Annotated in this window: 10 protein-coding genes and 1 pseudogene; all 11 read left to right on the top strand. The window is 65.3% G+C overall.

Features of this window, described 5'->3' with window-relative positions; genetic code table 11:
• Positions 1-15: 15 nt before the first annotated feature.
• Entirely contained in the window at positions 16-2,340 is a 2,325-nt protein-coding gene (locus L1Z78_RS09175) for a hypothetical protein (protein ID WP_234641205.1), read from the top strand.
• Positions 2,341-2,345: 5 nt separating this feature from the next.
• On the top strand, positions 2,346-4,868 hold the full coding sequence (locus tag L1Z78_RS09180; protein ID WP_234641206.1) for a DUF5682 family protein: 2,523 nt from the start codon (positions 2,346-2,348) through the stop codon (positions 4,866-4,868).
• The gene (locus L1Z78_RS09185) at positions 4,865-6,088 is read left to right on the top strand and encodes a VWA domain-containing protein (protein WP_234641207.1); all 1,224 of its coding nucleotides are present in this window, start codon (positions 4,865-4,867) and stop codon (positions 6,086-6,088) included. Before L1Z78_RS09180 ends, L1Z78_RS09185 begins: the two co-directional genes overlap by 4 nt.
• Positions 6,089-6,168: 80 nt before the next feature.
• Positions 6,169-7,146 (top strand): DUF808 domain-containing protein, encoded by a 978-nt coding sequence (locus L1Z78_RS09190; protein WP_234641208.1) that lies wholly within the window; start codon positions 6,169-6,171, stop codon positions 7,144-7,146.
• Positions 7,147-7,328: 182 nt separating this feature from the next.
• Positions 7,329-7,874 carry a hypothetical protein gene (locus L1Z78_RS09195; protein WP_234641209.1) on the top strand — a complete coding sequence of 182 codons (546 nt, stop codon included), beginning with the start codon at positions 7,329-7,331 and terminating at the stop codon, positions 7,872-7,874.
• Between the two features lie 399 nt (positions 7,875-8,273).
• Entirely contained in the window at positions 8,274-9,329 is a 1,056-nt protein-coding gene (locus L1Z78_RS09200) for an AP2/ERF family transcription factor (protein ID WP_234641210.1), read from the top strand.
• A gap of 277 nt (positions 9,330-9,606) precedes the next feature.
• On the top strand, positions 9,607-9,747 hold the full coding sequence (locus L1Z78_RS09205) for a hypothetical protein (RefSeq protein WP_234641211.1): 141 nt from the start codon (positions 9,607-9,609) through the stop codon (positions 9,745-9,747).
• A gap of 27 nt (positions 9,748-9,774) precedes the next feature.
• A protein-coding gene (locus L1Z78_RS09210) for an IS3 family transposase (protein WP_418921682.1) occupies positions 9,775-10,931 on the top strand; the annotation gives its coding sequence in 2 pieces (ribosomal slippage) (positions 9,775-10,021 and positions 10,021-10,931; 1,158 coding nt in all).
• 262 nt (positions 10,932-11,193) lie between these two features.
• Positions 11,194-11,565 carry a hypothetical protein gene (locus tag L1Z78_RS09215; RefSeq protein WP_234641213.1) on the top strand — a complete coding sequence of 124 codons (372 nt, stop codon included), beginning with the start codon at positions 11,194-11,196 and terminating at the stop codon, positions 11,563-11,565.
• A 343-nt stretch (positions 11,566-11,908) separates the two neighbouring features.
• A complete protein-coding gene (locus tag L1Z78_RS09220; protein WP_234641214.1) occupies positions 11,909-12,124 on the top strand; it encodes an RHS domain-containing protein in 216 nt (71 codons plus the stop codon).
• Positions 12,125-12,147: 23 nt separating this feature from the next.
• Positions 12,148-12,195 (top strand): annotated as a pseudogene (locus tag L1Z78_RS28140) (hypothetical protein); the annotation flags it as partial.
• Positions 12,196-12,229: the final 34 nt, after the last annotated feature.

Here is a 12,229-nt window from a genome sequence, read left to right on the forward strand (position 1 = left end):
AGGAGATTGTCGCAAATGGATAACTTTGCCTGGGTCAACGAACTCGCGGACCGCCTCGAAGAGCAGGGCCAGCAACGCCTGGCCCATCTGATCCATGATGTGCCCTACCAGAAATACCTGGGCAACCATGCACTCGTGGAAGCGCTGACCCCCGAGGCCCTGGCCGCGGCGCGCAGCCTGGAGATTCCCTGGCTGGAGGTGTACTTCAAGCATTGGCTGTGCGCTTCGCGCATTGCCCGCCACCAGGGCGAGCAACTGCTGGGCGAAGTGGTCGAGGCCTACGAAGGCGCGCACCAGGACAAGACCCAGGGCTGCCCGCAAAGCGTGTGCGTCACCCAGGATCTGGTGGGCACCTATGCCAATGTCGACGGGCCGGGCTGGGCCCGCGAGCGCCTGGCCGCCTGCGACGAGACCCTCTCGCGCATCGATACCAGCTGGAACTGCTTCGGCTGCCTGACCATCGAGCGCGCCAACGCCATGGGCGACCTGGGCCAGCGCCGCGAGGCACTGGCCTATCTGCGCAGCCAGCGCGACGCGCAGGCCAGGGATGGCGAGGAGCCGGGCACGCTGTACGTGACCACCGAAGTCGAGCAATGGCTGTCGCTGGGCGACGCGCACAAGGCCCTGGCCTTGCTGGACGAAACACAGGAAGACAGCGACCAGGACGACCCCGAGGAGCAGTCCACTCGCCTGTTGCAGCGCTGCCGGGCCCTGGCCATGACCGGGCAGGCGCAGGCCGCCTGGGAGCAACTGCCGGACTTCGCCGACATCGAAGTCGCTGCCTACGTGCACTGGGCACGCGCCGCCGTCGCCGCGGCTGGCGCGCTGCCCGAACTCAACACCCCGGCGCTGGGCCATGCGCTGTGGGTGGTCACCGAGCACTTGCACGCCGCTGGCAGCCACCGCCTGCTGATCGAGCTGGCCCTGGCCCAGAGCGGGCTGGCGCTGGCACGGCAAGTGCCGTGGCTGGCCGAACAGGCCCTGGCGCGCGCGCTGGAGCATGTACCGCAGCTGCGCGAGGACCTGGGCGCGGGCGCCAGCGTGCAGCAGGCGCGCCAGGTGCTTGCCTCGGCCAGCGCGCCGGCGCTGCCTTGCGCGGCGCAGGAACTGGCGCAGTGGCTGGGCTCGGATGCCGCCGATGGCCTGGCCAGCGAAACCGTCATCCAGTGGCTGGAGCAGGTGCACGGCCAGTGGCCGCAGGACCAGGCCATCGCCATGCGGCTGGCTGGCGCGCTGGCCGGCTTCGGCCTGGGGGCGCTGGCCCGCAGCCGGGTGCAGGCCATGGTGCAGGCGGCGCCGGATTCGGTGGAGCTGCAAAACCATTGGTTCAGCCTGTGCTTCGATGCCGACGATCTGGCGGCCATCGAGGAGCAGGCACGCCGCATCGAGCCCCACCTGCCCGCGATGGCCGCCTGGTACCGGGCCAAGGTGGCCTACCGCGAAGGGCGCCATGCGCAGGTCGGCCCCCTGATCGAGCAGGTGCTGCGGCACGACCCCGAAGCCGCGCCCACGCGCCGGCTGTGGGCCGATGCGGCCATGCAGCTCAAGGACTTCGACACCGCCGTGCAGCAGCGCCGCCTGGTCCTGCAGTCCGAGCCGGAGCCGGAGCCGGGGCGGCGCTGGGAGCTGCTGATCGCCGCCACGGCCGCCGGGCAGTGGGCCGAGGTCCGCAGCCAGGCCAGGGCCCTGGGCATGGAGCTGGAGGAGTGCGCAGACGAAGACAGCGTGGTGGAGGAGGACTGGGGCCTGATCTACCTGCGCATCGGCGAGGAGGGCCGCACGCGCGACGTCCTCGCACGCCGCACGGGCCCGGCCACGGCACGCATCGTGCAGCCGTCGCCCCGGGGATTTGCGCAGCGTGTCGGCGACTGGGTGGTCTTCCCGCCGCAACTGGCCGAGCAGCCGCCCGAGGACGAGCAGGAACTGGAGCACTATCTGCGCGTCTTCGTGGAGCCGCTGCATGTGCTCGAAGGCGGCGGCCATGGCCCCAGCTACATGATCGACGGGCAGCACCCGGGCGAGGAACTGCTCACCGCCTGGCGCGACCAGCTCGAGGAAGACGGCTGGAAGACCTGGCAGTACAGCAATGACAGCTACCGCATCACCGACCCCCAGGCCGGGGATGGCGGGGATGAGGATGAGGACGACGGGGATGGCGAAGGCGGACTGCCCGGCCTGTACCTCGCCGTCAGCGCGCCGGCGCATGTGCCGGCGCAGCAGATCGAGCGGCGCATTGCCGCCCTGTGCCATGGCCACCCGCTGTGCTGGCTGGAGCTGGCCCGTGCCGCCGGCCAGCCCACCGAATGGCATGAAGCCATGCAAGAACGATACGGCCTGTGAACACCATGGACTCTGCCCTGCATTTTTTTGGTATCCGCCACCACGGCCCGGGCTGTGCGCGCAGCCTGCTGCAGGCCCTGGAACAGCTGCAGCCCGACTGCCTGCTGGTCGAAGGCCCGCCCGAGGGCGAAGCCCTGCTGCCCATGCTGGGCCACGCCGACCTGCGTCCGCCCGTGGCCATGCTGGTCTATGTGCAGGACAGTCCTGCCCATGCGGCCTTCTATCCCTATGCCGAGTTCTCGCCCGAATGGCAGGCCCTGCAATGGGCGGCGCGCCAGGGCGTGGCCACGCGCTTCATCGACCTGCCGCAGACGCACCGCATGGCGCTGGACATGGCCGAACAGGAGCGGCGCAAGGCCGAAGCGGCGGCCTCCCAGGCACGCGAGCAGGGTGATGGCGGCGAAGAAGCCGAGGAGGCCGAAGAGACAGACGCCCCGCAAGGCACGGCTCGCCAAGGCGGCGCCGCCGCCCTGGACCGTGACGACACCACGCCGCAGGCCGTGCCGGGCGCCGAGCCTGGTACGCCTCAGGATGAGTCCCCTGCCGCGCGGCCGGGGCAGGACTGGCGCGACCCGTTGGACCTGCTGGCCGAGGCGGCCGGCTACCCCGACGGGGAAAGCTGGTGGAACCGGCTGGTCGAGGAGCGCGGCGACGGCGCCACCCTGTTCGAGGGCATCGCCGAAGCCATGGCCGTGGTGCGTGCCGAACTGCCCAACGAAGTGCGTGGCGAGCGCCATGCCCGACGCGAGGCGCTGCGCGAGGCCTGGATGCGCCAGTGCATGCGCGAGGCCGTCAAGGCCGGCCACCAGCGCATCGCCGTCGTCTGCGGCGCCTGGCACGTGCCCGCGCTGCAGGCCCAGGTCACGGCCAAGGCCGATGCCGCCACGCTCAAGGGACTGCCCAAGGCCAAGGTCCAGGCCACCTGGGCGCCCTGGACCTACCGCAACCTGTGCTCCTCCAGCGGCTACGGCGCGGGCGTGGACTCCCCGGGCTGGTACGAGCACCTGTGGCGCTGCTCCGAGCCCGCCCAAGGCGGCGGGCATGCGCATGCACAGGGCGCCACGGCGCGGACGGTCGGCTGGCTGGCGCGCGTGGCCCATCTGCTGCGCTCCAAGGACCTGGACTGCTCCAGCGCCCACATCATCGAGGCCGCGCGCCTGGCCGAAAGCCTGGCGGCCCTGCGCGGCCATGCCAACCCGGGACTGCCCGAGCTGGACGAGGCCATCGTCACCGTCATCAGCATGGGCGAGCGCGCACCGCTGCGCCTGATCGAGCGCGAACTCAGCGTGGGCGATCGCATCGGCGGCGTGCCCGCCGACGTGCCCCAGGTGCCGCTGCAGCGCGACATCGAGCAGCAGCAGAAAAGCCTGCGCCTCAAGCCCGAGGCGGCCGCCAAGGTCCTGGCCCTGGACCTGCGCAAGGACACGGACCGCGACCGCAGCCACTTCCTGCACCGCCTGCGCCTGCTGGGCATCGAATGGGGCAGCGTCACCACCGACCAGCAACGCAACCGCGGCACCTTCCGCGAAAGCTGGCAGCTGCAGTGGGAGCCCGAACTGGCCGTGCGCATCATCGAGGCCAGCCGCTACGGCGGCACCCTGGTGCAGGCCGCGGCCGCCAAGGTGCGCCAGGCACTGACACCCGAGACCCCGCTGCCCGAGCTGGCCAGGACCATCGACGACGCGCTGCTGGCCGACCTGCCGCACCTGGTCGACGCCCTCATGCAGGACCTGGTCGACCGCTCGGCCAGCACCGGCGACGTCTCCCAGCTCATGCAGGCACTGCCGCCGCTGGCCAACGTGCTGCGCTACGGCAGCGTGCGCCAGACCGACACCCAGGCGCTGGCCACGGTCATCGACAGCATGGCGCTGCGCGCCGCCATCGGCCTGCCCCTGGCCTGCATGGCGCTGGACGAGGACGCCGCCCGGCGCATGCAGGCCACCGTGCTGCAGGCGCACGAGGCCCTGCGCCTGCGCGATGCCGAAGCGCCGCGCGAGGCCTGGTTTGGCGCGCTGCGCAGCATCGCGCTGGGCGATGCGGGCGCGGCCTTGCTGCGCGGCGCCGCCTGTCGCCTGCTGCTCGATGCCCACCGGCTGGACAGCGAGGCCGTGGCCACGCAACTGGGTCGCAATCTCTCGCTGGGCGTGCCACCGCTGGATGCCGCCGCCTGGCTCGATGGCTTTCTCAACCGCCAGGCCCTGGTCCTGCTGCACGACGACGCCATCTGGGGCGCCGTCGATGCCTGGCTGGCCCAGCTGGGCGAGACCCAGTTCACCCAGATCCTGCCGCTGGTGCGCCGCAGCTTCTCTGCCTTCTCCAACCATGACCGCCAGAGCCTGGGCGAAAAGGCCCGGCGCGGCCAGGGCAGCGCCGCCGTGGCGGTCGCGCCGGGATCCGCGGGCGGTGGCGCGGGCGACGGTGCCTGGGACGAGGCCCGCGCCGTGCTCGCCATTCCCGTACTCGATCAGTTGCTGGGCCTGAACCTGCCCGCGCAACTGCCGTCCAGCCTGCAAGAGGCCCAGCCATGAACACCGCCGCCACCGTGAACGACGCATCCACCGACGACACTGCAGCCCCGGCTCCCGAGCGGCCTCCCACCACCCGGTTGCAGCGCTGGCGCCTGGTGCTGGGCCAACCGGCCGAGGCCAGCTGCGGCGGTGTGGGAGGGGCGGGTGGCGCCCTGGAGGAGATGGACAAGGCCCTGACCGCGCTCTACGAGGAGGACAGCCCGCTGTCGCGCCGGGGCGGGCGCGGCAACTCCTCGCCGGGCGTGGCCCGCTGGCTGGGCGACATCCGCAAGTACTTTCCCAGCCAGGTCGTGCAGGTCATGCAGCATGACGCCATGGAGCGCCTGAACCTGCGCGAACTCATGCTCCAGCCCGAGATGCTCGAGCACGTGCAACCCGACGTGCACATGGTCGCCGACCTCATCTCCCTGGGCTCCGTCATCCCGCAAAGCACCAAGGAGACCGCCCGCATGGTCGTGCGCAAGGTCGTGGACGACCTCATGCGCCGCCTGGAGGAGCCCATGCGCAGCGCGGTGTCCGGCGCGCTGGACCGCAGCCAGCGCAACCGCCGCCCGCGCCATGCCGAGATCGACTGGAATCGCACCATCCGCGCCAACCTGCGGCACTGGCAGCCCGAGTACCGCACCATCGTCCCCGAGACCCTGGTCGGCTACGGCCGCAAGGCCCGCCGCCCGCAGCGCGAAGTCATCCTGTGCATAGACCAGAGCGGCTCCATGGCCAACTCCGTCGTCTACTCCAGCATCTTCGGCGCGGTCATGGCCAGCCTGCCGGCCGTCGCGACACGCCTGGTGGTCTTCGACACCGCGGTCGTGGACCTGACCGACAAGCTCTCCGATCCCGTGGACGTGCTGTTCGGCGTGCAACTGGGTGGTGGCACCGACATCAACCGCGCCGTCGGCTACTGCCAGAGCCTGATCACCGAGCCGCGCAACGCCATCGTCGTGCTCATCTCCGACCTCTACGAGGGCGGCGTGGAAAGCGGCCTGCTGCGGCGCGCATCGGAACTGGTGGAGTCGGGCGTGCAATTCATCACGCTGCTGGCACTCAGCGACGAAGGGGCGCCCGCCTATGATGCGCAGCTGGCCGCCAAGCTCGCCGCGCTGGGCGTGCCCTCGTTCGCCTGCACGCCGGACGCCTTTCCGCAGCTCATGGCCGCCGCCATCCGCCGCGACGACGTGGCCGCCTGGGCGGCGGGGCAGGGCTTCAAGACCAGCAAATAGCGGGCAGGGGCCGGACATGCTCCGGCCCCATGATGGATCCCTGGCCGAAAGACACTGAACAACTCACTGGAGAAAATGCGATGGCTGGTGCTGGTTTGCTGATGCTGCTGGACGATATCGCGGCAATTCTCGACGACGTGGCGCTCATGACCAAGGTCGCGGCCCGCAAGAGCGTGGCCATGGCCGACGACGTCTCCGTCATGACCAAGGTGGCCGCGCAGAAGACGGCCGGCGTGCTGGGTGACGACCTGGCGCTCAACGCCCAGCAGGTCACGGGCGTGCGCGCCGAGCGCGAGATCCCCGTGGTCTGGGCCGTGGCCAAGGGCTCGCTCATCAACAAGGCCATCCTGGTGCCGGCCGCGCTGCTCATCAGCGCCTTCGCGCCCTGGGCCGTCACGCCGCTGCTCATGGTGGGCGGTGCCTTCCTGTGCTTTGAAGGCTGCGAGAAGCTGGCCCACAAACTCCTGCACTCCCCCGAGGAAGATGCCACCGAGCGCGAGCGGCTCACGCGCGCCAACGCGGACGAGAAGGTGGATCTCGTGGCCATGGAAAAGGACAAGATCAAGGGCGCCGTGCGCACCGACTTCATCCTCTCGGCCGAGATCATCGCCATCACGCTGGGTACCGTGGCCTCGGCCCCCTTCGGGCAGCAGGTCGCCGTGCTCGCGGGAATCGCCGTGATCATGACCGTGGGCGTCTATGGCCTGGTGGCCGGCATCGTCAAGCTTGACGACCTGGGCCTGTGGCTGGGCCAGCGCGCCAGCGCGGCGGCCCGCGCACTGGGACGCGGCATCGTCGCCGCCGCGCCCTGGCTCATGAAAGGCCTGTCCGTGGCGGGCACTGCGGCCATGTTCCTCGTGGGTGGCGGCATCCTCGTGCACGGCGTGCCTGCACTGCACCATGCCGTGGAAGGCCTGGGCGAGGCCGTGGCCCAGGGCGCGCTGGGCGGCCTGTGGCGCGTGCTGGCCGTCAACCTGCTCAATGCGCTGGCCGGCATCGTGGCCGGTGCCGTCGTGCTGGTGGCGGTCGAAGGCATCAAGCGCCTGCGCGCGCGCTGAACCCGTAGCGCCCCGGCCAGGCCGCACTCCGGCCACTGCCAGGGCCGCACTTGACTGTGGGCGCAAGCATGCGCCCCTCCCGAGGAACTCCATCCCGCCGGATGCCATCCTGCCCAGGGTGGGCGCCCCAGGCCCAGGCAGGGGCATGGACGGCGTCCTGGACTTCCATCAGGGGGGATTGCGTGATTTCCAACCTTACCAAGGCCCGCATCCTGCGGTCCATCATCGCGGGCATGACGCTCGCTCAGGCCGCCGCGGCGCAGAACATCTCTGCGGCGCGTGCGCGCATGGCCGTGGCCCGCATGTGCGAGCAGCTCCAGCTGTGCAGCGACATCGCCCTCATCCACGCACAGCCGGGCATCTACCTGGATGCGCTGGAGCTGTTCGAGCAATCGCCACAGTTCGAATTGCGCATGCCCCTGGTGGAGAAGCTCGAAAAATTGCTGGCACTGCACTCCTGCTGGCAGCTGACGCCCCTGTCTCTGGCCCATGTCACGGCATCGCGGCTCATCAATGCGGGCCTGTCGGTCACGGCCATCGCCGATATCCAGGAGTGGCTGCTCAAGCACGAGCTGTCCCTGCGGCCGTGTCCGCCGCAGACGGTGCTCGATTTCCGGGAGGCGAAGAAGGCACTCGCCCTGCTCGACGCCTATGGCTTCGACACCGAAGCGCTGGAATGGCGGATGCACGAGCTCCTGCGCAAGCGCAGGGCCGGCCCCGGAGGCTGAGGTGCAACCCCACTCCTGCATGGCGCCTGCTGCATGCGCCGCAGCGCACAGCACCACGCCACGCGCTGGCGGCTTCCATCGGTGCACCGGGGATTTCTGCCCTGTGGGTAGTTGCCTGTTTCGCACGGCAGATATAGGACTGGTCCTAAAAACAAAAAAATACAAATACATCCATTCAAGGGTGTTAGTTGCGTCAAAAGCACTGTTCCTGCCTGTAATTCGCGCGCATCGCAAGGAAAAAAGTATCTTCTGAATCAGACAATTCTTAGAAAAATGGGAGTGATTCGACCATTATTCCTAGGACGTCCATGAAGTCATCGGGGAAAAGGCTATTCGTTTTCTGTTGAATATCTAGACTGGTGCCCATTTCTGACAACCCATCTGGATTTGAGCCTGGCAATGAAATTCAATGCAAAAGACTTTTTCCTGCACGCCAACGCCTCGGGCCCGCCGCTGCAAGAGGCGCTGGCCGGCGATGGAACGGCCTTGTCCGCCATTCCCGAGGACTACAGCATCGTGCGGACGAGAATGACCACGCTGAACGGCAGGCAGCTCGATCTGTGGACGGTGAACGTGCGGCGGCGGGGCAGGCTGGTCTCGCGCCACTTCTTCGACAATGCCTACGGCGGCAGAGAATCGGCCAACCGGATGGCGCAGGCCTACCGTGATGCGGTCATGCGGCTGTTTCCTCCCCACACACTGCTGACCCTCAACACCAAGCCGCGCACCACTAATACATCGGGTGTACCGGGTGTCCGCGGGATTTGTCGGAACGGCAAACTGGTCGCCTGGCTCGCAGCGATCGAAAGCGGCGGGCAGAAGTATTTCAAGCGCTTTCCCATCAGGCAGTACGGTGATGAACGGGCCAAGGCACTGGCCATTGCCGCACGTCAGGAGTTCCTCGCCAGCTACAGCGACCGCTTCACCACGGTAAGCCCCGAGGCCACGGCGGACGCCATGCGCAGATTCCGCCCCCTGCTGGGCCGGCAGATCCATGGGGTCGACACGCCAGTCACATTGAGCGATGCGCAGCTGGACCGGCGCAAGAAGCTGCTCAATGCCTGGTTTGATGCCTTGCAACCCTCCGTGGTCCACGTACGGCTTTGCGTCTATCACATCAAGAAAAGAAACCACGATGCATTGTTCATCGTCGTGGGCCACGGGAAGCGGCTGCAGCGCCGCAACTTGTCGATGAAATACCGCAGCTATGCCGAATGCCTGCCCCTGGCCTGGTCCCAGGTGGAGGTGGTGCTGACACAGCAACTGGGCATGGCCTGCTGGCAGGATTTCCAGCAGCGCCACCGCAGTGCCTTCTTTGAAAGCGCGCAGGCACGGCATCTTTTCATCCAATACCTGTATGAGCCGCCCGGCGGCAATCCGCTGCGCAACACTCCGCCCGCTGAACTGCTGCCCATGCTCCAGGGGCTTCATATCCCCTTGCTGTCGCCGGCCTGATCCCGGGCATCGGCTTTCAAGGCACAGGTCACGCAAGAAGAAACGACCGGTTCTTCATTTCATTCAACCATGCCATGGCGCATACCCCATTCATGCAGAGGGAGGGGAGATTCGTGTCCGATCGTACTTTCACAGTCCACAGCCCATTGGGCGTGCAATTGCAATTCCGGTCCCTGTCCGGAGAGGAAGGCATCTCCCGCCTCTTCGAATTCCGCATACGCCTGATCAGTGAAACCCCTCCATCTCCGCCAAGGAACTGCTGGGCAAGGACATGAGCGTGGAGATCGACCTGACCACCGAACGCCATGGCGGCGGCAAGCGATTTCTGTCGGGGCAGGTGACGCAGTTCACCTACGCCGGGAAAGATGGAAATTTCAGTGACCTGCCCCTCATAGCCGTACCAGTTGAATGGAAGTGAGGTCCGCCAACCTGGAGAATGACGGACATGAGGACGAGTCGATTTACCGAACAGCAGATCATTGGGTTCCTGAAGCAGGCCGAGTCTGGCCTGGCGGTCAAGGAGGTCTGCCGCCAAGGCGGATTCAGCGAACCCACGTTCTACAAGTGGCGTGCCAAGTACGGCGGCATGGAAGCCGACGAGGCCCGGCGCCTGAAGGACCTTGAAGTCGAGAACGCCCGGCTCAAGAAACTGCTGGCCGAAGCGCACCTGGACCTGGAGGCACTCAAGGTCGGGTTCGGGGTAAAGCGCTAGCCCCGCAAGACAAACGCAAAGCCATCGCCAAGATGCTGGAACACACCCAGATCTCTGAGCGGCAGGCTTGTCGTCTTGTGGGGCTGTCCCGAGATGCCTGGCGGCATCCACCGCAACCCGATGTAGACACAGTGCGCCTGGCTGAACGCATCCAGGCTGTCGCCATGGAGCGGTGGCGCTTTGGGTATCGCCGCGTGCACGACATGCTGCAGGGCAAGTTTCCTGGCATCAACCACAAGAAGGTGCTTCGCCTTTACCGCGAGCAAGGCTTGGCCCTGCGCAAGCGCAACAAGGGCAAGAAGTACCGTGGCGAGCGCACACCGCTGGTGGCTGCGACACGGGTCAATCAAACATGGAGCCTGGACTTTGTCAGTGATTCATTGAGCAACGGCAGGCGCATCAAGTGCTTGACCATTGCCGATGACTTCAGCCACGAGTGCGTGGACATCGCGGTAGATTTGTCGATGCCCGGCACATACGTCACCAGAATCCTTGAGCGAGCTGCCCGCTTCAGGGGCTACCCAGAGGCCATCAGGACGGACAACGGGCCAGAGTTCACCTGCAGGGCCTTCATGGCGTGGATGCAGGCACGAGGCGTTCAGCACATCCTGATTCAACCGGGCAAGCCAACTCAGAACGCCTACATCGAAAGCTTCAACGGCAAATTCCGGGATGAATGCCTCAATGAGGACTGGTTCGAGTCATTGGCTCAAGCGCGAGAGGCCATCGCCATCTTGCGTCAGGATTACAACGAGGTTCGACCACATGGGAGCATTGGACGGATCCCACCAGCCGCGTTTGCAGCCAAACACCGAGCCCAAACCTATCAACCACCGACGCAGGATCAGTTAACCTGCCAACCCTTGGACCTCTCTACGAATGATTGGTAAGGCGGGGGGGGCAGGGCAGGGGGGCAGGGGGCAGGTTACCCCTACCGCGAGGGAGCTACACGATCGGAGGGGCATTCAGACATAGAACAGCAGGTGTCGCAACTAGACGTCTTACGCCAGCTCCAGAAAATAATATGCACGGACGTGCAGGATTTCTTATTCATGGAGACAACGCAACCGGTACAGCCTCGGAGGGATGCATCGTTATGCCTCGTATTATAAGGGATAGTCTTAATGATGGAGATTCTTTGGAGGTCATTCGATGAAAATATTAAAGATTATTTCCATATTGATCTTATTTAATTTGCCGTCTATTGCAGTGAGTGATGTTGCGTGTCTTAAGGAGGTATTGGATTCCAAGAATTTTCCATCTGATGATAAATCGAGCATTGTTGCATGGAAGTGCTTGGACGGACTTGCGGAGAAGATAATAAATGGTGACTTGGGTGCAATTGATAGTGGTGTGGAGTTGTTGCGACATACCGATGCCGGATATACATCGGGTGTTAAAATATCACTAGGATTTGCTTTGGAAAAAGAGGCTAGGCATGTGATGAAAAGGTTGAAAGGTAATGAATTGACATTAATCTATGTTTGCGGCTTAAATTCATTGAGCCGGAGATTGAATTTGTAAGAAAATACTATAAGACAGTGAGATTTGAGATGGAAAAAATAAAAGATGAAGATTTAATTCGTGAAAAAACCATTTGCATTGAAAGTCTGGATGCATCTTACAAGATATTTTTTGCAAGTGAAAATAAATTTATCAATTGATATGGGCGATTGATTCTAATTATTCCCCTTGGCCGAAAAACAAGTCTGTCCGACCTTTGGAGAAGGGACAGCGGTCAGAGCATCGATATGCAGCAGCGGAACATGCTGAGCCAAGTGCAAAAGCAGATATTGGCTGGCCCCAGCGCCCCAGTGCGGCAATCACTGGCTGAATCGGCCTGGACGCTGATGCGCTGCGGGGAAAATTGCTGCCACCGGCCGCAGCCATCACGCACATCCACCTGTACCACTGCGACCACCTGGGCACGCCGCAGGCGCTGGTCGACCCGCTGGGGCAGGTGGACTGGCAGATAGAGCTGGACCCCTGGGGCAATACACGCAAGGAATACAACCGGCTGAACCTGCACCAGCCGATGCGCATGCAGGGGCAGCATCTGGATGAGGGGACGGGGCTGTTCTAAACCGGTATCGGTATTACGACCCGGGGCTGGGGAGGTATATAAGCACGGATCCGATAGGTTTAACGGCATGATGGAAATCGCATCTGCCGTCGCAAGGCATGGCGC

Source organism: Delftia tsuruhatensis (genome assembly GCF_903815225.1).
GTDB lineage: Bacteria > Pseudomonadota > Gammaproteobacteria > Burkholderiales > Burkholderiaceae_C > Comamonas > Comamonas tsuruhatensis_A.

Coding starts and splice junctions, on each gene's coding strand:
- L1Z78_RS09175 (WP_234641205.1), top strand. CDS start 16: ATGGATAACTTTGCCTGGGTCAACGAACTCGCGGACCGCCTCGAAGAG.
- L1Z78_RS09180 (WP_234641206.1), top strand. CDS start 2,346: ATGGACTCTGCCCTGCATTTTTTTGGTATCCGCCACCACGGCCCGGGC.
- L1Z78_RS09185 (WP_234641207.1), top strand. CDS start 4,865: ATGAACACCGCCGCCACCGTGAACGACGCATCCACCGACGACACTGCA.
- L1Z78_RS09190 (WP_234641208.1), top strand. CDS start 6,169: ATGGCTGGTGCTGGTTTGCTGATGCTGCTGGACGATATCGCGGCAATT.
- L1Z78_RS09200 (WP_234641210.1), top strand. CDS start 8,274: ATGAAATTCAATGCAAAAGACTTTTTCCTGCACGCCAACGCCTCGGGC.
- L1Z78_RS09215 (WP_234641213.1), top strand. CDS start 11,194: ATGAAAATATTAAAGATTATTTCCATATTGATCTTATTTAATTTGCCG.